Annotated in this window: 17 protein-coding genes and 14 pseudogenes; 19 read left to right on the top strand and 12 right to left on the bottom strand. The window is 72.8% G+C overall.

Translation table 11 applies throughout. The annotated features are described in order from the left end of the window. Window positions 1-305: 305 nt before the first annotated feature. From FF86_RS16775 to FF86_RS66745, 7 genes and pseudogenes are all read right to left on the bottom strand, one after another. Window positions 306-935, bottom strand: coding sequence for a methyltransferase domain-containing protein (locus tag FF86_RS16775; protein ID WP_052681123.1), 630 nt, complete (start codon window positions 933-935; stop codon window positions 306-308). A gap of 145 nt (window positions 936-1,080) precedes the next feature. Next, window positions 1,081-2,130, bottom strand: a complete 1,050-nt coding sequence (locus FF86_RS16770; protein WP_052681122.1) for an excalibur calcium-binding domain-containing protein — start codon at window positions 2,128-2,130, stop codon at window positions 1,081-1,083. A gap of 232 nt (window positions 2,131-2,362) precedes the next feature. Continuing rightward, window positions 2,363-2,806: pseudogene (locus FF86_RS50400) on the bottom strand (ABC transporter substrate-binding protein); the annotation flags it as partial. A 1-nt stretch (window position 2,807) separates the two neighbouring features. Further along, a partial coding sequence (locus FF86_RS50395) for an ABC transporter substrate-binding protein (protein WP_242418897.1) occupies window positions 2,808-3,485 on the bottom strand: 678 nt, incomplete at its 3' end. Between the two features lie 485 nt (window positions 3,486-3,970). Further along, window positions 3,971-4,132 (bottom strand): annotated as a pseudogene (locus FF86_RS66755) (hypothetical protein); the annotation flags it as partial. A 1-nt stretch (window position 4,133) separates the two neighbouring features. After that, a pseudogene (locus FF86_RS66750) lies at window positions 4,134-4,198 on the bottom strand (hypothetical protein); the annotation flags it as partial. A 1-nt stretch (window position 4,199) separates the two neighbouring features. After that, window positions 4,200-4,561, bottom strand: a 362-nt coding sequence (locus FF86_RS66745) for a metallophosphoesterase family protein (protein WP_396229912.1), incomplete at its 3' end; no start/stop codon positions are given. 604 nt (window positions 4,562-5,165) lie between these two features. Here FF86_RS66745 and FF86_RS16755 point away from each other — a divergent pair. The 5 genes and pseudogenes from FF86_RS16755 to FF86_RS50380 all read left to right on the top strand — a co-directional run. Beyond that, the coding region (locus tag FF86_RS16755; RefSeq protein WP_255355818.1) for a TetR family transcriptional regulator at window positions 5,166-5,860 on the top strand (695 nt) is incomplete at its 5' end. 265 nt (window positions 5,861-6,125) lie between these two features. After that, window positions 6,126-8,113: pseudogene (locus FF86_RS16750) on the top strand (acyl-CoA dehydrogenase); the annotation flags it as partial. 1 nt (window position 8,114) lies between these two features. Then, window positions 8,115-8,285: acyl-CoA dehydrogenase family protein (locus tag FF86_RS50390; RefSeq protein ID WP_255355821.1), on the top strand; the 171-nt coding region annotated here is incomplete at its 5' end. A 138-nt stretch (window positions 8,286-8,423) separates the two neighbouring features. After that, window positions 8,424-9,118, top strand: a pseudogene (locus FF86_RS50385) (MBL fold metallo-hydrolase); the annotation flags it as partial. A 1-nt stretch (window position 9,119) separates the two neighbouring features. Then, window positions 9,120-9,527: pseudogene (locus FF86_RS50380) on the top strand (hydrolase glyoxylase); the annotation flags it as partial. A gap of 32 nt (window positions 9,528-9,559) precedes the next feature. On the opposite strand, the gene FF86_RS16740 reads toward FF86_RS50380, so the two are convergent. Then, window positions 9,560-10,327 (bottom strand): SDR family NAD(P)-dependent oxidoreductase, encoded by a 768-nt coding sequence (locus tag FF86_RS16740; protein WP_044885563.1) that lies wholly within the window; start codon window positions 10,325-10,327, stop codon window positions 9,560-9,562. Window positions 10,328-10,556: 229 nt separating this feature from the next. On the opposite strand from FF86_RS16740, the pseudogene FF86_RS50375 reads away from it, so the two are divergent. From FF86_RS50375 to FF86_RS50360, 4 genes and pseudogenes are all read left to right on the top strand, one after another. Next, window positions 10,557-11,044: pseudogene (locus tag FF86_RS50375) on the top strand (acetyl-CoA C-acyltransferase); the annotation flags it as partial. 1 nt (window position 11,045) lies between these two features. Then, a partial coding sequence (locus FF86_RS50370; RefSeq protein WP_242418896.1) for a thiolase family protein occupies window positions 11,046-11,705 on the top strand: 660 nt, incomplete at its 5' end. Window positions 11,706-11,945: 240 nt separating this feature from the next. Then, window positions 11,946-12,552 (top strand): annotated as a pseudogene (locus FF86_RS50365) (aldo/keto reductase); the annotation flags it as partial. A 1-nt stretch (window position 12,553) separates the two neighbouring features. Beyond that, a partial coding sequence (locus FF86_RS50360) for an aldo/keto reductase (RefSeq protein WP_242418895.1) occupies window positions 12,554-12,917 on the top strand: 364 nt, incomplete at its 5' end. 432 nt (window positions 12,918-13,349) lie between these two features. Here the strand turns inward: FF86_RS50360 and FF86_RS50355 are convergent. Both FF86_RS50355 and FF86_RS50345 read right to left on the bottom strand, forming a co-directional pair. Further along, window positions 13,350-13,718, bottom strand: coding sequence for an SDR family oxidoreductase (locus tag FF86_RS50355; RefSeq protein ID WP_242418894.1), 369 nt, complete (start codon window positions 13,716-13,718; stop codon window positions 13,350-13,352). Between the two features lie 30 nt (window positions 13,719-13,748). Then, window positions 13,749-14,333, bottom strand: a 585-nt coding sequence (locus FF86_RS50345) for an SDR family NAD(P)-dependent oxidoreductase (protein WP_242418893.1), incomplete at its 3' end; no start/stop codon positions are given. A gap of 195 nt (window positions 14,334-14,528) precedes the next feature. Between FF86_RS50345 and FF86_RS16720 the strand changes: the two genes are divergently transcribed. The 3 genes from FF86_RS16720 to FF86_RS16710 all read left to right on the top strand — a co-directional run. Next, a partial coding sequence (locus FF86_RS16720) for a PaaX family transcriptional regulator C-terminal domain-containing protein (RefSeq protein ID WP_255355817.1) occupies window positions 14,529-15,307 on the top strand: 779 nt, incomplete at its 5' end. 176 nt (window positions 15,308-15,483) lie between these two features. Further along, window positions 15,484-16,530 carry an LLM class F420-dependent oxidoreductase gene (locus FF86_RS16715; RefSeq protein WP_044885559.1) on the top strand — a complete coding sequence of 349 codons (1,047 nt, stop codon included), beginning with the start codon at window positions 15,484-15,486 and terminating at the stop codon, window positions 16,528-16,530. Window positions 16,531-16,628: 98 nt separating this feature from the next. Next, on the top strand, window positions 16,629-17,465 hold the full coding sequence (locus tag FF86_RS16710; RefSeq protein WP_044885558.1) for an enoyl-CoA hydratase/isomerase family protein: 837 nt from the start codon (window positions 16,629-16,631) through the stop codon (window positions 17,463-17,465). A gap of 152 nt (window positions 17,466-17,617) precedes the next feature. Here FF86_RS16710 and FF86_RS50340 read toward each other — a convergent pair. Together FF86_RS50340 and FF86_RS16700 are read right to left on the bottom strand one after the other, a co-directional pair. Then, window positions 17,618-18,198 (bottom strand): FkbM family methyltransferase (locus FF86_RS50340; protein WP_242418905.1); only part of this gene is annotated, 581 nt, incomplete at its 3' end. A gap of 604 nt (window positions 18,199-18,802) precedes the next feature. After that, on the bottom strand, window positions 18,803-19,732 hold the full coding sequence (locus FF86_RS16700) for an LLM class F420-dependent oxidoreductase (protein ID WP_044885556.1): 930 nt from the start codon (window positions 19,730-19,732) through the stop codon (window positions 18,803-18,805). 274 nt (window positions 19,733-20,006) lie between these two features. On the opposite strand from FF86_RS16700, the pseudogene FF86_RS50335 reads away from it, so the two are divergent. From FF86_RS50335 to FF86_RS66725, 7 genes and pseudogenes are all read left to right on the top strand, one after another. After that, a pseudogene (locus tag FF86_RS50335) lies at window positions 20,007-20,894 on the top strand (S1C family serine protease); the annotation flags it as partial. A 1-nt stretch (window position 20,895) separates the two neighbouring features. Beyond that, the coding region (locus FF86_RS50330) for a S1C family serine protease (RefSeq protein WP_242418892.1) at window positions 20,896-21,146 on the top strand (251 nt) is incomplete at its 5' end. Between the two features lie 675 nt (window positions 21,147-21,821). Beyond that, a pseudogene (locus FF86_RS50325) lies at window positions 21,822-22,744 on the top strand (metallophosphoesterase); the annotation flags it as partial. Between the two features lies 1 nt (window position 22,745). After that, window positions 22,746-22,931: pseudogene (locus FF86_RS66740) on the top strand (phosphoesterase); the annotation flags it as partial. 177 nt (window positions 22,932-23,108) lie between these two features. Beyond that, a pseudogene (locus FF86_RS66735) lies at window positions 23,109-23,259 on the top strand (toll/interleukin-1 receptor domain-containing protein); the annotation flags it as partial. Between the two features lie 40 nt (window positions 23,260-23,299). Continuing rightward, a pseudogene (locus FF86_RS66730) lies at window positions 23,300-24,028 on the top strand (TIR domain-containing protein); the annotation flags it as partial. Between the two features lie 133 nt (window positions 24,029-24,161). Beyond that, window positions 24,162-24,394: pseudogene (locus FF86_RS66725) on the top strand (hypothetical protein); the annotation flags it as partial. Window position 24,395 lies beyond the last annotated feature (1 nt).

The following is a 24,395-nucleotide window of genomic DNA, read 5'->3' as shown; positions in this document are numbered from 1 at the left end:
GGACCACTCGCGGTCGCCCCGCTGTTCCTGCGCACCAACCAGCGCATCGACGGCCTCATCCACGTCATCTGCCTGGCCCTGCTCGTGTTCACCCTGATCGAACGCGCCGTCCGCCAGGCGATCGCCCCCGCCGAGAAGCTGCCCGGCCTCTACGCCGGCCGCCCCGCCCGGCCCACCGNCCGACTCATCCTCGAAGCCCTCGCCCCCCTGCGCCNGGTCCCCACCGCCGCCGGCCAGCCCGCCTACATCCCCAGACCCGGACCACTCCAANAGCACCTGCTCGACCTCCTCGGCATCGACCCCACCTAACCCCCATGACCCGAAAACAAGATCACAGGGGCCGGTCGGCGCAGCAGAATCCGAAGTGCGAAACACGGGGCTAGCGACGATACGACCCTCGTGTGGGCCTGGACCGACTCGTGGCGCAGCGGCCCGCGTCGGACGAGGCCGGACAGGCGCCGGCCCAACTGGGCGTCGGTCGCCTGCATGTAGAGGTACGGGACGGGCAGGTCGGCGTAGGTGCGCAGAACCCGGCGGGACAGCTCGCGGTCCGACGCGGTGACCACGATCGTCTCGAAATCGGTGTGTGCCAGCACGGCCACCCCGGTCGGCCGCAGGATTCGCGCCATCTCGACGAGCGCCGCGGACGGGTCGACCAGGCATTCCAGCGTGTTGGTCGAGATGACGACGTCGACCTGGCGATCCGCGATTGGTAAGGGCCCGGCGAGGTCGGCGCGGATCGCGGTGAGATTCGGGACGGTCGCCATCGCCGACGCCAGCTTCTCCCCGTCCAGATCGATGGCGATCAGCCGCGCCCGCGGGGCCATCCCGCCGATCGCGGCAAGGGTCCGACCCGACCCCGCACCGGCATCGACGACGATCGATCCTGGAGCGGGCGACGCCAACTGCGCGATCTGCTCATGGACCACGATCATCACCGGTTCCCGACTGGCCCGGGCTCCCCGCTGAACGGGACGTCCGATCCTCCGACACGCGGTGCCCCATCGTAAGGGCGGCGTGCCNCTCTGTCAGCGCACATCGTGCATTGTTCGTCGCTGGATGCGCGTCGCCGGCAGACTGTCAGCTCACGGGCACCGGGGCGGTCGTGGGGACGGGTGCCGGGGCGGTCGTGGGGGCAGGTGCCGGGGCGGGCGATGGGGGCTGGGAGGCCGACTCGGTGGCCGGCGACGCCTGGTTCGCGAGAGAGACCGGGCTCGGAGCCGTGCTGGGTGGCGGTGGGACGGAGGCGGCGGGAGTGGGTGTGGTGACCGGGGTCGTGGGGGGCGCCGCCGGCGGTTGCTGCACCGTCGACGTCGACCCCGCCGTCGACCTCGTCGACGTCGACGGCGGGGTCTGGCAGGCGATGCCGTCGCGGTCCGCGTCGAGGGCGGCCCGGTAGCCGGGGTCGCCGCGATGCAGGTTGGTGACGCCGGCGTTGCGGGCCGCCGTGCAGTTCGCGTAGTAGGTCGATCCCGACCCGGTGACCGGCGCCGGGTCGCTTGAGGCCGCCGGTACCGACGAGGCCGACGTCAACGTCGTCGTCGACGACGTGGCTTCGCAGGCGATGCCGTCGTCGTCCGCGTCGAGGCCGGCCCGGTAGCCGGGGGCGCCGCGGTACAGGGGAGTGACGCCGGCGTCCTGGGCCGCCGTGCAGTTGTCGTAGTAGACCGACCCGGACGCCTGCGTCGGGCCGTCCGCCGCCGCGGGAGCCAGCGCATCCTCGCCGAAAGTCCCGCTGCCGGCCGTGCCGGCGCCGTGCGTGCCGCTGCTGGTCGTTGCGTCAAGCACGAAGCCGGAGCCGGTGCCGGACGCCTCTGCGAGAGCGGCCGAGTACGGCAGTCCCGGCCGCGCGCCGCCGGGCGATGGCGAGCCGGCGGGCGACGGCGACCCCGATGCCGACCCCGGTCCCGAGGCCGATCCCGACAGGGCGGACGGGGGCGTTGCCGCCGCCGCGGGCGGCGGCGTCGAGTCCGCGGCCCGGGAGGAGGCGTCGGCCAGGCCCGCGGGCTTCGACGAGCCGCCGAAGCTCCCGACCACGATGACGATGGCTACGACGGCGCCGAGCACGCCGAGTGCGATCTTGCCGCCGCGTCCCGCCAGAAAGTCGACCGCTGCCCGACGATCCGCCATGTCTGCTCCCCCGAAGTCGCTGGGGCGAGACCCTAACGGAAGGTCACGAACCGGTCGAAACGGGGCCTGACCCGGGCGGTTCGCCGTCGGCGGCGGGGGAGAGGCTCCCGGCCGGCCCGGGTGGGGGCCGGCCGGGACTGATAGTCAGGGCGCCGAAACGTCAGGGCGTCGAAAGGTCGGGGCGCCGAAACGTCAGGGTGCCAGGGTGTCGGGACGGGTCAGGGGGTCGTCNGGTGGAGGATGCCGGTCACCTCGGCGTCGGTCAGGTCGTAGGAGTAGAAGGTCTTGTAGAAGTCCTTGATCTCCTGCTCGATGCTGACGTCGGCGAACTGCGCGGGATGCAGGGTCTTGGCGACGAAGATCGGCTGCAGGGCCTCCTCGGCGCTGCGGGCGGCCCAGACGAACACGCCCCGCGGGTTGACGATCAGATGCTTGTCGCGCACCGCGGCCACCGACGACCAGCGCGGGTCCGCCTGGATCTTCGTGCAGGACGAGGCGTCACGGCAGAAGACGTACTCCGGGTCCCACTGGACGATCGACTCGACCGAGACGTCCTTCATCGTGCCCTGGACGCCGTTCGCGGTGGCGACGTTCGTCCCCCCGGCGAGCGTCGACCAGTTGTCGATGATCGAGCCGCCGCCCTCGGTGTTCAGCGGGTTGTTGGCGGTGTAGTAGANCTTCGGCCGGTCGGTCGCCGGCAGGCCCGCGAGGCCCTTGTTGATCTGGGCGACGTTGCCGTCGACGTATTCGACGTACTGCTGGGCCCGCTTGGGAGCGTCGCCGCCGAGCACGTCGGCGAGGAACGTGACGCCGTCGTTGAGCTTTTTGTAGTTCGGGAACGAGGCGATCTGGACCACGGGCACACCGAGATCGGTGATCTTCTTCACGAGCGCCGCGTTGCCGGAGGTCAGCACCACCAGGTCCGGCTTCTGGGCGAGCAGGGTCTCGGTGTTGACGGTGGTGGTGTCGGCGCCGAACACCGCCTTCTTCTGCGCGAGCGGCGGGTAGATCTTCTTGAACAGCGGCAGGGTCGTGAGGTTGCTCAGCGGCACGCCGGCGACCCGCTCGATCCCGCCGAGCATGAAGATGATCTGGGTGACCGCCGGGTAGTTGGTGACGATCCGCTCCGGGTGCGTCGGCACGGTGACGTGCCGCCCGCCCATGTCGACGACCTCGTGGGTCGTCGGCGCGGCCGACGCGGTGGGCTTGGCGGCCGCGCCCGACGAGCCGGCGGAGTCGCTGCCGCAGGCGGTGAGCGTGACCAGGGCGATCAGGGCCGCGATCAGGGCCGCGAGCAGGGCGGCGAACGGGCGTCTGGGTGACGGGTGTGTTGCTGGCAGGTCTGTTGCTGACATGTGTTCGGTGGTCCCCATAACAGTTGTCCGACAGGGAGGGCGCAGATGGGCGCCGGGCACCCGGTGCTCTGGCCGTGCGGGGATCCGCGACCGCGGTCTGCGTGGCGGCGGGGTGCGGCTGTCCCGGTGACCGCAGCCCGCGCGCCGCACCCGGAGCTCGGCCGGCGGGCTCACCCCGGGGCGGCGACGGCGCAGGGGCCGGGTCCTGGCCTCGGACCGCCCGGACGCCGTCGGCCCGGGCCCGGCGCGTGACCGCGCGCCAACCCGGGCCGCCCGAAAGGGGCGAGCAAAACCTCGTGCACGGGAAGTGACCGACTTCCGTGCGTGAGCATGACGTGCTCCGTTGCACCGAGCTCCGCGGATGCGGACTCAGGCGTGAAGATATGCTGCTTCCTCGGTATCTGTCCCTAGTTTGGCCAAGATATACGGCACACTGAGGGGCCCCGACGGGGGCGGGGGGCGGCGAGCCTCGTCACTCTCCGAGACTAGGCGGTCGGCTTGGGGCGGCGGACGAGCGTGACCTCGTCGGTGCTGGCGTCGAGCAGGGCGTAGGTCATGAGGTCGAAGCCGCCGGGATCCTGGGAGAACGCCAGGGAGCCGGGATTGATCACGAGGGTCTTCCCGACGCGCTGGATGTGCGGCAGGTGNGTGTGGCCCATGACGAGGATGTCCACGCCGAGGTCGCCGCAGCGGGAGAAGTCCGGGTCGGCCGGNTGGAGATAGCGGTCGTAGGGCGGCCACGGGCAGCCGTGGATCATGCGCAGCGCGCGGCCGTCGACGACGGTGTCGATGGTGGTCGGGATGGCGGCGACGAAGTCGCGGTTCGCGGCGCGGACGTGCGGCGCCTCCCGGGCCCGCTGACCGGTCGGGCCCATCAGGCGCCACTCGTGGTTGCCGGAGATGTAGCGCATCCCGAACGCCCGGATGACCTCGGTGACGTCGTTGGCGAAGCGGTACTCGAAGTGCGCGTCGCCGGCCAGGAGAATCTCCTCGGCGCCCGCGTCGACCATCTCCCGCGCGGCGGTCTCGAGCAGCGCCGCCTCGCAGTGCACGTCGGACACGATCCCGAGCTTCATCGCCGTCTCCTCCCAGCCTCGATCACAGGGACCGGCCGTCCGCCGATTCCGGCCGCGATCCGCGGCATGGGCGCGATAACGTCGGCCGTGTCCGATCCATCCCGCGCAAAAGGGTATACCCATAGGGCTTTGGGGTTTCGGAGTTGGAACGCGCGAGCCACGGCCGCCGTTCATCGGACGGCATTGGCGCACGCCGGTCCGGCGGGACCTGGTGGGAGTTGTGCTGACGGGATCNGGGGGGAGTTGTGCGGAGGATCCCGCCCGTCCCCCTCGCCCGCTCTGCGGCGGTCGTCGAGCATGGAGGCCACTGTCGGATCCTCGTCGCCGCCGGGCGTGTGGCGGCCGGGAAGTCCCGGCGAGGCGGCCGCGCGACGGCTCCGTGAGACGGGCCGCGACCTGCGGACAATCCCTGCATCCGCAGGGTGCGGCGCACGTCTCAAACCCATCCGGAGAACCATCCGGTAGGATACTCGGGGTGGTCCTGGCGGGCGGGGCCGCGCCTGACGATGCGGAGGCAGCGTGCCCCCCACAGCGAACACGAACGCCAAGCGGTCCCGGTCGCGGCGTGCTCGGGGTTCGATCAACGCCGCGGGGATTCTTTCGNGGGCCTTCGAATTCTGCCGGGACACGCCTGTCGACCAGCTCAGCATGCCGCGGCTCGCGGCATTCCTCGACGTCGGCGTCACCAGCATCTACTGGTACTACAAGAGCAAGCGTGACCTTCTCGACGCGATGACCGAGGAGGCGCTCGCCGCCTTTTACGAGAGCATGCCACCGCTGCGCGCCGGCGGCTGGGAGGACATGCTCCGCGGGTTCTTCGACGACTGCTACACCGCGCTCGCCGCCGACGACCTGACCTGCGATCTGATTGCCCGGCGCATCGGCGGCGCCACCCGCCAGGCGGCGGTCACGACGTGGCCACGGGCCGCGGAGCTGCTCGACGGGCTGCGCGAGGCAGGCTTCCCCCCGTCGCTGGCCTGGCACGCCTTCGTCACGCTGGCCGCCTACACCCGCGGATTCCTCCTCACCGAGCAGCCGGCCGAGGCTCCGCCCGGCTCCGGTCGGCGCCCGGCCGTCGCCGCAGCCGCGGCGGCACCGACGCCGGCAACGCCGGCAACGCAGGTAACGGCGACGCCGGCAACGGCGGCGGTGACACAGACAGCGGCGTTGGCGTCAGAGCTGGAACCGTCGCGGCCGATCGCCGGGCCGCCGGAGGAGTTCGCGTTCGGCATCACCAACATCATTCTTGGTCTGCGGAGCCTGCTGCCCCAGGAGGCGCACGACCGCGAGGTCGCCTGACCCTGACCCGAGCCACGCCGGGCTGGTCATCGGCCGGTATCGATCGACGCACGGCCTGGCTCACGGTTAGCGTGCCTGGTGTCGTTCCGGGTGCCCGCATCCGGCCGCCCAGGTCGAGTCGACTCCCTGCGGATGGTCGGTGCGTCGGGATCCGTGGACGGAGCCTGCTTGAAAGGCTTACGGTTAGGTTTACAAATCATGGTCGGCGGGACGGCCGCGCGCCGCTCGGCGGTGCGGTGACGAAAGCCCGCTGGAGGGAGACACGATGGCCCTGGCGATCAGCGACGACCACAAGGCCCTCGCCGAGGTGGTCCGCACCTTCGCCGACGCGAACGACCTGCGCGCGGCGGCCCGGCGGGCGCTCGACGGCGGTCCCGGCGCCGTCGGCCCGCAGTGGAAGCAGATCGCCGACCTCGGCTGGCTTGGCCTGCACCTGCCCGAGGAGCACGGCGGCTCCGGTTTCGGTCTGGCGGAGCTCGCGATCGTCGCCGAGGGTCTCGGCGGTCGGGCCGCCGCCGGCCCGCTGCTGCCGACGGTCGTCGCCTCCGCCGTCGTGGCCGCCGTCGGCTCGCCGCAGCAGCAGGCGGAGCTGCTCCCCGGGCTCGCCGACGGTTCGGTCATCGCCTCGTTCTCCTCGGTCGGCGCCGTCACCGCGGACCCCGCGGGCGCGCTGCACGGCGAGGCGCCCGCGGCGCTCGGCGCGGTGTGGGCCGGCCTCCACTTCGTGCCGGTGGGCGACGACCTCGCGGTGGTCGCCGCCGATGCCGAGGGTCTGACGCTGCGCCCGACCAACGCGCTCGACCCGTCGCTCGGGCTCGCCGGCCTCGGCCTGTCCGCCGTCGCGGTGCACCCCGCCGGCCTGCTGCGCGGTGGCCGGGCCGCGGCCGTGCGCATCCTGCGGGTCGTCGCCGCCGCCGAGGCGGTCGGCGGCGCCCGGGCCACCCTGGACATGGCGCTGGCCTACGCCAAGGTCCGCGAGCAGTTCGGCCGCATCATCGGCGGGTTCCAGGCCGTCAAGCACCACCTGGCGAACATGCTCGTCGACACCGAGCTCGCCACCGCCGCCACCTGGGACGCCGCCCGGGTCGCGGCCGGCGGCGCGGAGGCCGAGCTCGCCGCGGCCGTCGCCGCCGCGGTGGCGCTGTCGTCCTACCAGCACAACGCCCGGATGAACATCCAGATCCACGGCGGCATCGGCTTCACCTGGGAGCACGACGCCCACCTGTACCTGCGCCGCGCGGCGACGCTGGCCGCGCTCGCCGGCCCGGTCGAGGGCGCCGAGGACGACGTCTACGCGCTCATCCGCGACGGCGCCCGGCGCGCGTTGGCCGTCGAGCTGCCGCCCGAGGCCGAGCAGTACCGGCGCGAGGCCCGGGAGTTCGTGGAGCGCTACCACGCCGCCGCCGAGGGCGAGCGCCGCGAGCTGCTCGTCGAGAGCGGCTACCTGGTGCCGCACTGGAAGAAGCCGTGGGGTCGCGAGGCGAGCGCCGCCGAGCAGCTCGTCATCGAGGAGGAGTTCACCGGCGTCGAGGTGCCGAACCTCGGCATCGGCGGCTGGGTGCTGCTCACGCTGACCCAGCAGGGCTCGCCCGAGCAGATCGAGCGCTGGGTGCTGCCGAGCCTGCGCGGTGAGCTGCGCTGGTGCCAGTTGTTCAGCGAGCCGAACGCCGGCTCCGACGCCGCGGCCGTGCAGGCCCGCGCCGAGCGGGTCGAGGGCGGCTGGAAGATCAACGGGCAGAAGGTCTGGACGTCGGACGCGCAGAACTGCAACCGCGGCCTGGCCACCGTCCGCACGGACCCGACGGCGCCCAAGCACAAGGGCATCACGGCGGTGGCGATCGACCTGACCGCGCCCGGCGTCGAGGTCCGGCCGCTGCGCGAGATCACCGGCGACGCGTTGTTCAACGAGGTCTTCTTCGACGACGTCTTCGTCCCCGATGCCGACGTCGTCGGGGAGATCAACGCCGGCTGGATCGTGGCCCGCGCGACGCTGGGCAACGAGCGGGTGACGATCGGCGCCGGCAGCGGCGCGGACGAGGGCCGCACCGCCGTCGGCCTCGTCGACCTGCACGCCCGCTACGCCGCCGGGGACGTCGAGCTCGCCCGCCGCGTCGGCCGGCTCGTCGCCGTCGAGGTCGCCATGGGGCTGATCAACCTGCGCCAGGTCGAGCGTGCGGTCGCCGGCAGCGAGCCGTCGCCCGAGGGCAACGTCAGCAAGCTGCTGTCCGCCGAGCACGCCCAGCACGTCACCGANCTCGGCATGACCATCGCCGGCGCCACCGGGGTGACCGGCGACGAGGCCGACCTCGCCTACCGCTACCTGTTCGCCCGGGCGCTCACCATCGCCGGCGGCACCTCCGAGGTCGGCCGCAACGTCATCGCCGAGCGGATCCTGGGCCTGCCCCGGGAACCCAACATGCGCTGAGGCAGGCTCATCTTTTCCCGCCACCGCCGCGGTGCCGCCCGTGCGCCGCGGCCGGCGGCGCGTCGGGGCCGGCTCGGCACATGGCCGGNTCGGTACATGGCCGGCCCCGACGGCATCCCAGCGCTAGGAGGCGCCAGCGTGACGGTCGACGACAAGATCATCGTCACCGGGCAGGTTCAGCAGCAGGCCTGGCGGGACCGGGTCCTGCCGCCGGTGGAGCAGGTCCGCCCGGGCCTGTGGTCGGTGCCGACCCCGTTCCCGCAGAGCCCGCTGCGCTACGTGCTGGCCTACCTGCTGGAGACCCCGCGCGGGCCCGTCCTCGTCGACACCGGGTGGCCCAGCGAGGACGCCTGGGACGGCCTCGTCGCGGGCGTGCGCGCCACCGGCCACGAGATCGGCGACGTCAGCGCGGTCCTGATCACCCACGGCCACGCCGACCACTTCGGCCTCGCCCGGCGGATCCGGCGGGAGTCCGGCGCCCCCGTCATGATTCACGAACTGGAGGTGGCGGCCTCCCACCAGTTCGCCAGCATCGCCGAGTTCCGCGCCGCCGACCGGATCTGGTTGCGCCGCCGTGGCATGCCCGCCGCGGAGATCGGCGCGCTGTTCCCCGACGGCGACGAGCCGCCCGAGTGGCGCGATCCGCCCGACGTGCTGCTCCAGGACGGTGACCGCCCGCTCGGCGACGCCGTCGCGGTGCGGGCGCTGTGGACCCCCGGGCACACCCCCGGCCACCTGTGCTTCGTCCACGAGGAGTACAACGTGCTGCTGACCGGGGATCATGTACTGCCGCGGATCAGCCCGAACATCAGCCCGTCGCCGCGGGTGCGCGCNGACACCCTCGGGGAGTACCTGGGCTCGCTCGCGGCGATCGAGGACATGCCGGTCGACGAGGTGCTGCCCGCCCACGAGTACCGCTTCCGCGGCCTCGGCGCCCGGGTGCGCCAGCTTCAGGAGCATCACCGGGCGCGGCTGCGCGAGGTGGTCGAAGCGGTGATCGAGCTCGACGGGCCGACGACGATGGCGGTCGCCGAGCGGCTGACCTGGTCGCGGCCGTGGAGCGAGTCGCAGGGGATCGTGCGCCGCTCGGCGGTCGGCGAGACCTACGCCCACCTGCTGCACCTCGAACGCCGCGGCCTGCTCACCGGCGGCGCGAGTGGCGAGGAGGCCGGCCCGGGCCAGGTCGATGCCTGGCGACCCGCGGCCGAGGCCGGCGTCCTCGTGGACGCGCTGTTGCGCTGACTGGTGTCAGACAGGGCAGTCAGCGCAAGGCGTCAGATGTTGAAGCGCTGCGCCCCGTCGATGCGGATGGTCTCGCCGTTGATGTAGTCGTTGTCAACGATCGACAGGGCGAGCTTGGCGTACTCGTCGGCGTGGCCCATCCGCTTGGGGTTGGGCACGCCGGGGCCCCACTTGGCCTGCGCCTCGGCCTCCTCCATCCGGTAGGCGGGGGTGAAGAAGGTGCCCGGGGCGATGCAGACGACCCGGATGCCCGTGGGGGCGAGGTCGCGGGCCGCGGTGAGGTTGAACCCGATGACGCCGCCCTTGGCCGCCGAGTAGTCGGTCTGGCCGACCTGGCCCTCGAACCCGGCGATGCTCGCCGTGGTGATGATGACGCCGCGCTGGTTGGAGTCCAGCGGCTCGTTCTGCGACATCGCCGCCGCGACCTTGCTGACCACCCGGAACGTCCCGACGAGGAAGATGTCGATCGTCCGCTGGAAGGTCTCCACCGGGTAGGCCTGGCCCGACCGGTTGACCAGGCGCTTGCCGGCCGCCGGGCCGCCGTGCACGACGACCGCCGCGCGCAGCGGGCCGAGCTCGACGGCGGCGGCGATCGCCGCCTCGACGGACTCGTCGCTGGTGACGTCGGTGGGAACGAAGACGGCCTGTTCGCCGAGTTCGTCGGCAAGGGTCTTGCCCTTGTCCGCCGCCAGGTCGGCGATGACGACCTTGGCGCCGGCCTGCACGAGCCGGCGCACGGTGGCCTCGCCGAAGCCTCCCGCTCCGCCTACGACCAGCGCGGACGCTCCTGTGAGATCCATGGTTCCTCCTTCGGGGCCGCCGGTGTCCCGCAGGGGTGGCCGGCGGGGGCGGTCGTCATCAGGGGCGTCCGGCCGCAAGGTGACGTTATCGTCAACTCACGGCTCCATCCCGCTGTATTACTGTCGGTATCTCGGTAATGCTTACCATAGTTCCTGTCCGGGGGCGTTCCGCTGGAAGCCCTCACCCTGTGAAAGGTGGACCGTCATGTCAGATCCCGTCATCGTCAGNGCGGCGCGCACGGCGATCGGCACGGCCTTCAAGGGCTCGCTGGTCAACACCACCGGCGAGGAGCTGGCGGAGGTGGTGCTGCGGGAGACGGTGCGCCGCTCGGGTCTCGACCCGGCCCGCATCGACGACGTCATCTTCGCCGAGTCGATGTACGGCGGCGGCGACCTCGCCCGCTACGCCGCGGTCGTCCTCGGCCTGACGAGCGTCCCCGGGCAGGCCGTGAACCGGCACTGTGCCGGCAGCCTCACCGCGATCGGCAACGGCTCCGCCGGCATCGTCAGCGGGATGGAGAAGATCGTCGTCGCCGGCGGCGTCCAGGCGACGTCCACGGGGCCGAAGCTGACCCGCCGCGTCCTCGGCACCGCCGACCAGTTCGAGGACTGGATCCCCGCGACCCACCCGGACTCTCCCGAGGCCCCGAACATGGACATGTCCATCTCGGTGGGCTGGAACACCGCGAAGGAGGCGGGGCTGACCCGGGAGGAGCTNGACGCCTGGGCGTTCCGCTCCCACCAGCGCGCCGTCGCCGCGATCGACGAGGGCCGCTTCGTCGACGAGATCGTGCCGATCAAGGTGCAGGCGCCGGACGGGTCGTTCCGCGAGTTCGCCGTCGACGAGCACCCGCGCCGCTCCAGCACGCTGGAGAAGCTGGCGTCGCTGAAGGTCCTGCACCCGGAGATCCCCGGCTTCAACATCACCGCGGGTAACTCCAGCGGCGTCAACGACGCGGCCGCCGCGGTCACCCTCGTCGGCGCCGACATCGCCGCCGCCGAGAGCCTGCCGACGCTGGCGAAGGTCCGCGCGTGGGCCGCCGCCGGCGTCGAACCGCGCCGGATGGGCTTCGGCGCCCTGGAGGCGATCTCCAAGGTGCTCGGCCGCGCCGGGCTGACCACCAAGGACGTCGCCCTCTGGGAGATCAACGAGGCGTTCGCGTCCGTGCCGGTGGCCGCGGTCAAGGAGTTCGGCCTCGACGAGGACACCGTCAACATCAGCGGCTCCGGCTGCAGCCTCGGTCACCCGGTGGCCGCCTCCGGCGCCCGCATGATCATCACGCTGCTGCACGACCTGCGCCGCCGCGGCGGTGGCATCGGCGTGGCCGCGATGTGCGCGGGCGGCGGCCAGGGCGGCGCGGTCCTCATCGAGGTCTGAGCCCGGCGAGGTTCGGGCCCGGCGAGGTCTGGGCCTGGCGAGGTTCGGGCTCGGCGAGGTTCGGGCCCGGTCCGGTCTGCCACCGGCAGGATGTAGACCGGCCGCCGGCACCCGGTCGCGTTCCCCGCGGACGCGACCGGGCGCCGGCGACGAGGCTGTACGCCGGCGAGGAGGCTGTACGCCGGCGACGAGGCCGGGTCGGCGACGGATGCTGGTCGGCGACGGCTGTTAGGAGGCACGGTGAAGTACACGAAGCTCGGCTCGACGGGGCTGGACGTGTCCCGCATCTGTCTGGGCTGCATGAGCTACGGCGAACCGGGCCGGGGCGCCCACCCGTGGTCGCTGGACGAGGACGCCGCCCGGCCGTTCTTCCGCCGGGCGATCGAGGCCGGCGTCAACTTCTTCGACACGGCGAACGTCTACTCGGCCGGCAGCAGCGAGGAGATCACCGGGCGGGCGCTGGCCGAGTACGCCAACCGGGACGAGATCGTGCTGGCCACCAAGGTCCACGGGCCGATGCGGCGCGGTCCGAACGGCCGCGGACTGTCCCGCAAGGCGATCATGAGCGAGATCGACGCGAGCCTGACGCGGCTCGGCACCGACTACGTCGACCTCTACCAGATCCACCGCTGGGATCCGCGCACCCCGATCGAGGAGACGCTGGAGGCCCTGCACGACGTGGTGAAGGCCGGCAAGGCCCGCTACATCGGCGCCTCGTCCATGTACGGCTGGCAGTTCGCCAAAGCGCTGTTCGTCGCCGACGCCCACGGCTGGACCCGGTTCGCGACCATGCAGAACCACTACAACCTGATCTACCGGGAGGAAGAGCGGGAGATGCTCCCGCTGTNCGCCGACCAGGGCGTCGGCGTCATCCCGTGGAGCCCGCTGGCCCGCGGCCGCCTGACCCGCGACTGGGACGCGACGACCGCGCGCACCGAGACCGACGAGTTCGGCCGCACGCTCTACGTCGAGGGCGACCGGGCCGTCGTCGACGAGGTGGCGCGCATCGCGGCCGACCGCGGCGTGCCCCGCGCCCAGGTGGCGCTCGCCTGGCTGCTCGGCCGCCCCCAGGTCGCCGCGCCGATCATCGGGGCGACGAAGCTGTCCCACCTCGACGACGCCGTCGCCGCCGTGGAGCTGGAGCTCACCGAGGACGAGCGGGCCCAGCTCGAGAAGCCCTACACCCCCCACCCCATCGCCGGCTTCAACTAGACCGGTAGGTCTCAGCTACGCCGTGGTTGGCGGGCCGCGGCACGCGGCGGGGATCGCGGAGCGTGGCGGCGGTGGTGGAGTGGTCGGGGTGGGTGCGTGGGAGAGCGACCAGCGTGGTTCTTCTGGTGGGTTCGGCGTCCGGTTTGTCCATACCCAACGACCACGTGGCGCTGTTCCCACGCACACCCCCGCTCCCGACCCCCTCGCCGGCCACGGAACGTCACCATCGACCTGACCCGACCCGGGCCGAACCGGATGCCCGGCGGCGCTCGCGTGAGGACCGCGGCGGGTGTTCCGCGGAACACCTTGATCACCGATCTCGTGGCCGAGACCGACGCCAAGATCGGACGCGGACGCGGTTCCGCGGAACACCATGATCGCCGAGGTTGGGTGCGCGTCGTTGCCAGCGGATTCGGGCCGCCACCCGCCTGGCTAGGTGGGGCGCAGCCAGCCGCGGCGGCCCAGGTCGGGGTGCAGCATGTCGTCGCTCCACAGCAGCTGGCCGTTGGTCGTCGCCGGGTCGGCGAGCGCGACCAGGACGGTGGCCTCGGCGAAGTCCTCGGGGCTGGCCCAGTCGGACTCCCCGGCGGCGGCGACCAGGTTGCCGGGGGTGATGACGGGCTCCGACGGCGAGAGGACGTTCACCGCGATCCCGTAGGCCTGCGCCTCGATCGCGACGGCCTGGGCCAGGTGGTGCAGCGCCGCCTTGTTGCCGCCGTAGGCGATCGGGCCGGGCGTGCCGGGAGCGGCGTAGGGCCCCTCGCCGGGGATGAACCCGGCCACCGAGCTGATGTTCACGATNGATCCCCGACCCAGGTCGATCATGTCGGNGAGCACGAGCTGCATGAGCCGGTAGGAGGCGAACAGCCCGATCTCGAAATGCATCCGCAGGCCCTTGAGCGGGAAGTTCAGGAACGACGCCCAGTTCGGCATCCGCCCCGGCGCTCCGGACGGTGCCGGCGACCCGCCGGGCCCTGCCGGAGCGGCGTCGCGCGGCGCGTCCGTGGTGGTCGGCGCGCCGGATGCGGCGGCGGCGCCTGGGGAGGCCTTGCCTGGGGAGGCCTTGGCCTCGGGCTGCGCGGGTGGGCGGCCCGGGACGGTCAGGGCGGCGTTGTTCACCAGCAGGTCGACGGGGCCGAGGCGGGCACGGGTCACCTCGACGATGCGTTCGACGTCGGCGGGCCGGGACAGGTCGGCCGGGACGGCCAGCGCCCGACCGCCCTCCTGGACGATCTCCTCGACGACCTCGTGCACGGTGCCGGGCAGACGCGCGTCCCACTGCGCCTCGGTGCGCGCGACCACGGCGACCGCGGCGCCCTCGCGGGCGAAGGCCAGCGCGATGGCCCGGCCCAGGCCGCGGCTGGCCCCGGTGACGATCGCGGTACGGCCGGCGAGCCGGCCGGTGCCGGCGCTCACCTCGCCCCCTCGGACGGATGGCGAGACTCCTGGCCTCGTCGGGTGTGACGTCGAATACGGTCCATGTCCGGGTTCTAGGCGCGCCTGCGCCCACGCGTCAATCGATCCGCCACCGCGGCGGGCGTTCGTACACTGCGGTGATGGCGGCCGGTGAGTTTCCGGGCGTGTCGGCGCAGAGCTGGGTGCCGCTGCTGNTCGGCACCGCGCTGCCGGCGCGCCCGTTCGCGTCCGGTGCGGGTCTCGTCGACCTGCTTGCCACCGCGGGTTACGCGGCGGGGGCGACCCGGGTGGGGTTGTCGCGGCTGTGCGCGGACGGCTCGCTCGAACGCCGCCGCGACGGCCGCCAGACCAGCTACCGTCTCGGCCGGCAGATGGCCGAGACGGTCACCTCGGTCGGCGGCCGGGTGGAGAGTTTCGGCCGGTCGGTGGGCTGGGACGGCTCGTGGACGATCGTGCTCGCCTCGGTGCCCGACGAGCTGCGCTCGACCCGGCGGCGGATGAAGAGCGCGCTTGCCTACCTCGGCTTCGGCCGGCTGCGGGAGACGACCTGGGTCGCCGCGCGGGCCTGCGAGGACGAGGTCAAGGACCTGGTCGAGTCGCTTGACCTGGCCGGACTGGTCGACGTCTTCGTCGGCCGCCCCTCGGCGCTCGCCGACGTCGACGCGATCCTGCACCGCTGCTGGGATCTCGGCTCGCTCACCCAGCGTTACAGTGCGTTCGTCGCCCGCTTCGCGCCGCTGCGCGCCGCCGGCTCCCGCGACGCCCTGACTCCGCCGGAGGCGCTGCTGTGGTGGATGCGGCTCACCCATGACTACCGCGAACTCGTCTACCGGGACCCGGAGCTGCCACCCGAGTTCCTGCCGGCCGAGGCCCGCGCCCTGCGCGAGCAGGTCGTCGACACCTACGCGACCGCCCACGGCGGCCTCGACGGGCGCGCGACCGCGCAGGTCCGCCACGCGCTTGGCATCGCATGACCGCCGCCGAGACGTGTCCGCCGCCGAGACGTGTCCGCCGCCGCGAGGTGCCCGCCGCCGCGAGGTCCGGCGACAGATAACAACTGATGGCCGCAGCGGACCAGTTCTGTTAGCTTCTCGGTCGACGGACGGCTGCGGCCGGGTGGCCGCCGGGCGCGCCCCGCGGAAGGACACGCATGAAGATCGACGGAGCTCTGGGCACGCTGGAACAGGCGACGCGCAATGCCCGTGCGGCGCAGGAGGCCGGCTACGACGGTGTGTGGGCGTCCGAGGTCAACCAGGATCCGTTCCTGCCGCTGACGCTCGCCGCCGACGCCACGTCGACCATCGAGCTGGGCACGTCGATCGCGGTGGCGCTCTCCCGCTCGCCGATGTCGCTGGCCTACACCACGCATGACCTGCAGCGGTTCTCCGGCGGCCGGTTCGTGCTGGGGCTGGGGTCGCAGGTCAAGGCGCACATCACCCGGCGGTTCTCGATGCCGTGGGGCCGCCCCGGGCCGCAGATGCGCGAGTTCATCCTGGCGATGCGGGCCGCGTGGACGAGCTGGGCGGACGGAACGCCGCTGTCGTTCGAGGGCGAGTACTACCGGCACACCCTGATGCCGCCGACGTTCGTCCCGGCGCCGCACGCCTACGGGCCGCCGCGGGTGCTGCTGGCCGGCGTCGGCGACGTGATGACCCGGGTCGCCGGCGAGGTCGCCGACGGTTTCCTCTGCCACGGTTTCACCACCGCGCGCTGGATCCGCGAGCACACCCTGCCGGCGCTGGCCGAGGGCCGGCGCCGCGCCGGGCTCGACCTGACCGGCTTCGACGTCGTCGCCGGCGCCTTCCTCGCCACCGGAACCGAGCAGGAGATCGTCGAGGGCCTGGCGACGATCCGCGGGCAGATCTCCTTCTACGGCTCGACGCCCGCCTACCGCCCGGTGCTGGACCTGCACGGCTGGGGTGATCTCGGGGCCGAGCTCACGGTGCTGTCGAAGCAGAACCGGTGGGCGGAGATGGCCATTCTGATCGACGACGACGTCGTCGAGGCGTTCGCCGTCGTCGCCCCGCCCGCCGAGGTCCCCGCCCGCATCGCCGAGCGCTTCGCGGGCCTGGCGACGCGGCTGTCGTTCACCCCGCCGCCGTCGTTCGGTGCCGACGAGGTCCGCGAGCTGGTCGGTGCGCTGCGCGCCGTGCCCGCCCTCGGCGCCGACCCGGCGATCAGCGGCGTGGCGCTCTGAGGTCGTTCGCGGCCTGGTCGGACGGCGGGAGCAGGCGGATGAGGGCGGGAGTCGGCGGATGAGGGCGGGAGTCGGCGGATGAGAGCGGGAGGCAGCCGATGACGGCGACGGATGGCGCGGCCGGGGCGGATCTGGTGCAGCGGGAGGTCGTCGAGGACGGCGTGCAGCTCCTGCGGCTCAACCGGCCGGCGCGGCTCAACGCCATCACCCCGGCGCTCGTCGACGCGCTGCACCGCCGCCTCGACGAGGTCGACGCGGACCGGTCCTGCCGGGTGGTGATCCTGACCGGCGCGGGCCGCGGCTTCTGCGCCGGCGCGGACCTGCGCGGCGGGGATCCGGACCTCCCGGAGCCGTTCGAGCCGCGGCCCGGCCCCGTCGGCACCTTCCAGATCCAGGAGCAGTACTCGCGGACGACAAGCCGGCTGCGGGCGCTGTCCAAACCGGTGATCGCGGCGGTCAACGGGCCGGCGACCGGCGGCGGTCTGGCGTTCACGCTCGGCTGCGACGTCCGCCTCGCCGCCGCGTCGGCGCGCTTCTCCGCGGCGTTCGCCCGCGTCGGGCTGTCCGGCTGCGACATGGGCACCGGCTGGCTGCTCAACCGGGTCGTCGGCGTCGGACGGGCGCACGAGCTGCTGCTCACCGGCCGGATCATCGACGCCGAGGAGGCGCTGCGCATCGGCCTCGTCGTCGACGTCGTGCCCGACGAGGCGTTGCTGGAGCGCGCGCTGCAGACCGCGCGGCTCATCCGCGCCAACTCGCCGTTCGGCGTCTACATGACCAAGCAGGTGATGTGGTCGACGCTGGAGATCCCCGGCCTGGACGCGGCGATCAACCTGGAGAACCGCACCCAGGTCCTCGCCTCCACCACCGCGGACAACCCGGAGGCGGTGGCCGCTTTCCTCGAACGGCGCGAGCCTCGCTGGACCGACTCCTGACCGTCCGCCGCGTGTCGTCCGCCGCGTGTCGTCAGGCGTGCAGCAGCGCCTCGTCCGCGGTGGAGAAGTAGTTCGCCACGTAGGGACGGATGGGTTCCGCGGCGAGGCGCTTGTCCTCGACGGCCGGGTCGATCGGGCCGACGAGGGTGTCNCTCGCCTCGTCGTGGCGGAAGGTCCGGTAGCCGTGGCGGTCGAGCGCGTCGAAGACCTCCGACGGGGTGCCGCCCTCCCCGACGAGCGGGTCCTCGCTGATCTCGAAGCACACGACGCCGATGCGCCGCTGCGCCAGCAGCCCGGCCGCACCGGCGAAGACCTGGCGCTCGAAGCCCTCGACGTCGACCTTGCACAGCGCCACCCGCTCGATCCCCTCCCGCTCGGCGAACCCGTCGAGGGTCACCGCCGGGACCTCGACCACCTCACTCGGCCGGATCGCCCTGCCGTCGTAGGTGAACATCGGGTGGCTGCCGAGCGAGTTCCACCCGGACGCGGGGTCGGGGAACACGTTCATCGTCGCCGTGCCCGGGGTGTCGGTGACGGCGGCGCGCACGACCGTGACGTCCGCGGACCGGTTGAGCGCGAGGGTCTGGACGAGCCGGTCGGCGGTCGCGGGCACCGCCTCGAAGGCGTACACCCGGCCGCTCGCGCCGGTGTGCCGCCGGGCGTGCACGCTGTAGACGCCGATGTTGGCGCCCACGTCGAACACCACGTCGCCGGCGCCGAGCAGCCGGTCCATCAGGGCGAACGCCGGCCGGTCCCCCGGGCGGCGCATGAGCGAGCGCAGGTGGGCCCGTTCGTCGGCGGGGACCAGCAGGGTGATGCCGTACTCGTCCTCGACGACGACCGCCCCGCGCCGCGCCGCCTCCAGGGAGACCCGGGCCTGCCATAACGCGTCNTTCGCCGCGACGACGCCGCCCCGCAGCCGCTTGTTCTGCCGCAGCGTCGCCTTGGCCCTCCCGGCAATGCGGTTCGCCAGCTCTGTGCCCGACACTGTCCACCCCCGTACATCGGCGCCACCCATGCGAATCGCTGCCACCCACGCGAATCNCTGCCACCCACGTGAATCGGCGTCACCCACGCGAATCGACAAAAGCCCGTCGCGGTCACGTGGACGGGCGACGGAATCAAGGACACGGGCAGACTAGGGCGGACGGGCCGATACGTCCCGCGTTATCGCAACTGTGATTCAGATCACAGGCATTCCGGAGAGCTCATTCCGGTGAATGGTCTGGCTTGCTGTTGTGCAAAATTCGACCGTTGCGAGAGAGAGCAGAAATGCCCCGGCATCGGCGATGGGCCCGGGTCGGGGGAGCGCTGTGGTCAGCGGGGCAACGTCGTGGTCAGCGGGGGAGTCCGGCGGCGGCGAGGACGTGCTCGGCGTAGCCGTCGACGGCGCGCTCGGCGCCGTCGGTGTCGTCGAGGTGGAAGGTCGCCGTGAAGTGGCTGGCACCGAGGTCGGCGAGCTCGACGAGGTGGTCGAGGTGCGCGCGGTGGTCGAGCTCGTCGCGGCCCGCGGCGGAGCTGTCGCTGGTGGTCGCCCACAGGCCGACCTCGGCCGGGTCCCGCCCGGCGACGACCGTGTCGGCGCGCAGCGTCCGCGCGGCCCGGCGCAGGTCATCGACGGTCGGGATCGACACCGACCGGATCGTGCGGGCGCCGAGATCGTCGATGGACAGTGGGGCCCACCCCTGCCCCCAGGCGGCCGCCCGGCGTCGGGCACGGGCGCTGTTGCCGGCGATCCACAGCGGCGGGTGCGGCAACTGCACGGGGGCGGGTGCGAGAACCTGGTCGAGGCCGTCGAAGTGCCGGCCCCGCGCCGAGACGCTGCCCGCCGTCCACGCCCCGCGCAGCACGGCGAGCGCCTCGTCGAACAGCTCGTTGCGCTCGTCGAAGTCCGCGCCGAGGGCCAGGAACTCCGAGCGCAGGTAGCCGACGGCGACCCCGAGGTCGAGCCGGCCGTCGGACAGGGCGTCGGTGGTCGCCACCGACTTGGCCAGCGCGAACGGGTTGCGGTGCGGGACGACGACGGCGAACGTCATCAGCCGCACCCGTTCGGTGACGGCGGCCAGGTAGGCCATCAGCCCGAACGGCTCGTAGGCGTCGTGGCCGCCGGCCTCGTACCACTTGCGGGAGGGGGCGAGGTGATCATTGACGGCGATGGCGTCGTAGCCCGCATCCTCGATGCGCCGCGCGATCCGCGCGAGCCGGCGGGCCGAGAAGGCCCCGGGCCGGCATCCCGCGTCGAGCACTAACTCCGCGACGTACTTCATGGCGCTGACCTCCGCTGGCGGTCGCCGGTCCCCCCGCCCGGCGCGGGGGCTCCAGCGCGACCCGTCGCCGGCCCCGCGCCGCCGCGCCGCCGCGCGCCCGTCGGATGCCGAGCCCCGGACGTTCGACGTGTTGACGTGTTGACGTGTTGACGTCACGAGCCTTCATGGCTCGTGGAATGTGGTCAAGTACATACCGATCTGCGTGCCGACCTGCGGCGGAGATCCCCTCTCCGCCGCAGGATCTGCGGGGACGTGAGCTGGGTACAGCGTTGTTGTGTATCGGGTCGTGCGCAGAGCGTGGTCGCGGGTGGGGGCCGTGATCGTGGTGCTCGTCGCCCTCATCGCCTTCGTTGGGCACGGCGGGCGGTCCAGCGTGCCGCCGGCCAGGGGCCAGCCGCCGGCCGCCACGGGGGCGCTGTCCGTGGTGCCGGACGTCGTGGCCGACGTCGAGCCCTCCGTCGTCACCGTCCTGGTGGGCGATGGGCTGGGCAGCGGGATCGTCTACCGCTCCGACGGCGTGATCGTCACCAACCAGCACGTCGTGGCCTCGGCCGCCGGCGGAGCGGTCGAGGTCGCGTTCGCGGACGGGCGCCGCGTGCCGGGCCGGGTGCAGGCCGCGGACGCCGTCAGCGATCTCGCCGTGGTGAAGGTCGAGCGCACCGGGCTGCCGGCGGCGAAGTTCCGCGAGCAGCAGCCCCGGCTCGGTGAGCTCGCGATCGCCATCGGCAGCCCGCTCGGCCTGGAGAACAGCGTCACCGCCGGGATCATCTCGGGTGTCAACCGCACTCTCCCCGGCGTCGACGGTTCAGGGGGCCAGGGGGGCCAGGGGGGATCCGGCGGCCAGGGCGGGTCCGGCGGCCAGGGCGGGTCCGGCGGCCAGAGCGGGTCCGGCGAGCAGGGCGCGGCGGCCGGCCCGCGGGTCGACCTCATCCAGACCGACGCGGCGATCTCGCCGGGGAACTCCGGCGGCCCGCTGCTGGACGCCGAGGGACGGGTCGTCGGCGTCACCGAGGCGTATGTGCCGCCGCAGAGCGGCGCGGTCTCGCTCGGGTTCGCGATCCCGTCGGCGACCGTCGTCGACGCCGTCGACCAGCTCCTGCGCACCGGTACCGTGCGGCACGCGTTCATCGGGATCCAGTCCGTCACGCTCACCCCGCAGATCNCCGACCAGCTCGGCCTTTCCGTCCGCAGCGGTGCGCTGGTGATCGGGGTGGTCGACGGCGGTCCCGCGGCCCGGGCCGGCATCCAGCCCGGTGACGTCATCCGTTCGTTCGACGGCCGGGCGGTCACCTCCGTCGAGGACTTCTCGGCCGAGCTGCGCAGCGTCGATCCGGGGCAGACGGTCACCCTGACCGTCAATCGCGACGGCAAGAACGTGAAGCTCAGGGCAACCGTCACCGACCGTCCGACGTGATGTGCCCATCGACGACCGCCGGACCGGGAACCGTGTACCCGTGCGTTGCCGGCCTGCGATAACGCCTCGACGTGTTTACGCATATTTCGACCGGCGGCCACCTTGCCGTTGGGGCGCTTCGCAGGTGGCGGGCCTACGTTCAGCGCCATGCCAGTGAGTCCTCCCAACGAAGTGGTCGCTTCCGGCGTTCCGGCGAACATCGCCCAGGACATGACCATCGCGGAGCAGCACGAGTGGCTCCAGACCTTTCTGCGCCGCCGGCCGGTGAGCCGCCGCGGCATGCTGCTCGGCGGATTGGCCGGCGCGGGCGCCGCGACGCTGGGCACCACCCCGTTCGGCCGGGCCGCCTACGCCGCCACCGCGGCGGACAGCCCGCTGCTGATCGGCGGGCGGCACACCGCGTTCGGCGTGGACCCGGCGCGTCAGCTCCGCCTGGCCGCGCAGCTGACGCGCAACCCCGGCCGCGGCCGGATCCTCGTCGACATCGGCCCGACCCCCCACCTCGGCGGCACGGTGGAGGCCGAGGTCCGGCCGCTGCTGTCCCAGGTGCCGCAGGTCGACGGGTCGATCCTGAGCGTCGAGCAGTTCTACGTGCACGCGGCGTTCGACCGCCTCGCCCCGGGCCGGGAGTACTACTACCGGTTCCGCATTCCCGGCGGCGCGACGACCCCCGTNCAGGCGGTGCGCACCGGGCACGCGAAGGGCCGCCACGGCGGGCCGTTCCGGTTCACGATGATGGGCGACCACGGGTCGAACACCACCCCGCCGGGTGACCCGAAGGGCGTCTTCGACGACGACTACTACAAGCCGGACAACGAGCCGACCGTCGCGCACGCCTCCGCCATCACCGCGGCGATCGCCCGCCAGGACCCGGCGTTCCACCTGCTCGCCGGCGACATCTGCTACGCCGACCCGTCCGGCGCGGGCAAGCCGCCGAAGCGGACCACCACCGGCCAGCCGCCGGCGGGCTTCGACAACTACGACCCGACGGTCTGGGACGTCTACCTGGCCGACATCGAGGTCTCCAGCGCCCGCAGCCCGTGGATGTTCGCCACCGGCAACCACGACATGGAGGCGCTGTACTCGCCGCACGGCTACGGCGGCCACGCCGCCCGCCTGGACCTGCCCGGCGACGGGCCCAAGGGCTGCCCGAGCGTGTACTCGTTCGTCTACGGCAACGTCGCGGTGCTCTCGCTGGACGCCAACGACGTCAGCTTCGAGATCAAGACGAACACCGGCTACTCCGGCGGCGCGCAGACGTCCTGGGTGGAGCGGACGCTCCAGGGCTACCGCAACGACCCCGACATCGACTTCATCGTCTGCTTCTTCCACCACTGCGCCTACTCGACGACGTCGCAGCACGCCAGCGACGGCGGGGTCCGCGGCGCGTGGGCGCCCCTGTTCGACAAGTACCAGGTCGACCTGGTGCTCCAGGGGCACAACCACCTCTTCGAGCGTTCCGACCCGATCCGCGGCAACGCCCCGACCCGCGAGGCGCCCGACGGGTCGACCGTCGAGCCGGCCAAGGACGGCACTATCTACATCACCGCGGGCAGCGCCGGCCGTCCGCGCTACCAGTTCCAGACCGGTGAGGTGGANAACTACCGCGGCAAGCCGGCCCCGGCGGGATCGAACATCGTGCCGAACAGCTACGTCTGGTCGCCCGACGGCACGAAGACCCCCGAGGCCATCTCCTGGTCGCGGACCCGTTTCGACAACTACGCGTTCGTCGCCGTCGACTCGGCGCCGGGGCTGCCCGGCGGCGCGTCCACGCTGACCGTGTGCNGCGTCGACGAGCATGGCACCGAGTTCGACCGCGTCGTCCTGAAGCGCCCCGTCCCCCGTCACCGCTGACGGCGGCGGATGCACGGCGTGCGGCGGGTGGACCTGGCACCCTCCCGCCGCACGCCCGATTCCGGACCGCGAGGCGTCGCGGGTGGACGCCGGTGAGACCCTGTTCGGGTGGCTTCGGGGAGTGACGGGCCGGACGCGGAGGTTCGGACCGTCTTTGTCAGCTATGCGTCTGCCGACGAGGCGTGGGCGGAGTGGATCGCCTGGCAGCTTCGGGCCGCCGGCTGGCAGGTCGATGTGCAGGCCTGGCATTCGGTGCCGGNCACGAACGTCGTGGCGTGGATGGACGACTGCCTGGCCCNCGCCGACCATGTGCTGCTCGTCCTGTCCGCGGCGTTCCTGCGTTCCACCTGGGCGGGCGCCGAGTGGCAGGCCCGTTACGAGCCGGGGGAGCGGGTTGTCGTTCCGGTCCGGGTCGAGGCGTGCGAGCCGCCGGGGCTGCTGCGCCCGCTGGTCCGCGTCGACCTGTTCGACGTCGACGAGCACGATGCCCGCCGGGCGCTGCTGCGTGGCCTGCGTGGCGCCCGCGACGGCCATCTCGTCCCGGCCGAGCAGCCGCCGTTCCCGCCGGCCGTCGGCGGCACGGGCACCCCGCCGCCCGACTTTCCCGGGCTGGACCCGCCGGCGGCGTTCCTGACCTGGGTGCGCGACGCCTGCGCCGACCGTTACCCGGGGGCGTCGGTGCGGCCGATGGCTGCTGTCACGGCGCGGATCGGGCGGCGTACCGTCCCGCTCGTCCATCTGGAGGTCGAGGGGGAGCGCGACGGCGAACGCGGCGTGTGGCCGGTCGGGCTGTGCCCCGGCCGGCCGGATCGGGACATGGTGGACGCGTTCCACCGGCTCGTCCATCTCCGGTACGAGGCACGCGACACCTACCTCGAGTCGGACCTGGTCTACGGCGCGGGATTCGCCGAACCGGAGCTGCGCCGGTGGGCCAGGCGGACGAGGGGAATCCGGCTGCGGAGCCTGGCGGAGTTCGAGGGCCGTTGGGATCTGCGCGGCTACCTGATGCGCCAGTCGCGGCGGCTGGCNGCGGATCCGAGCTATCCGCCCGAGCTGTACGTGCCGCAACGCTACGTCCTGCTCGACGACGCCCCCGCGGACCGCCCCGCCGCCGACGTGTTCACCGCGATGGTCGACTGGATGGATGTGGAGTCGGCGCGNCTGCTGCTCGTCCTCGGCGAGTTCGGCCACGGCAAGAGTTTCCTGCTGCGTGAGCTGGCCAGGCGGCTGCCCGCGGAGCTGCCGAAGGTCGTGCCGATGCTCGTCGAGCTGCGCGCGCTGGAGAAGAGCCATCACGTCGACGACCTGCTGGCGCTGCATCTGTCGAAGGTCGGCGAGCCGGACGCGAAGGTCCCCGCGGTGCGGCGCATGCTGGACCGCGGCCGGGTGGTGCTN

This window comes from Frankia sp. CpI1-P (assembly GCF_001421075.1).
GTDB lineage: Bacteria > Actinomycetota > Actinomycetes > Frankiales > Frankiaceae > Frankia > Frankia torreyi.
This window is presented reverse-complemented; position numbering and strand designations above follow the sequence as displayed.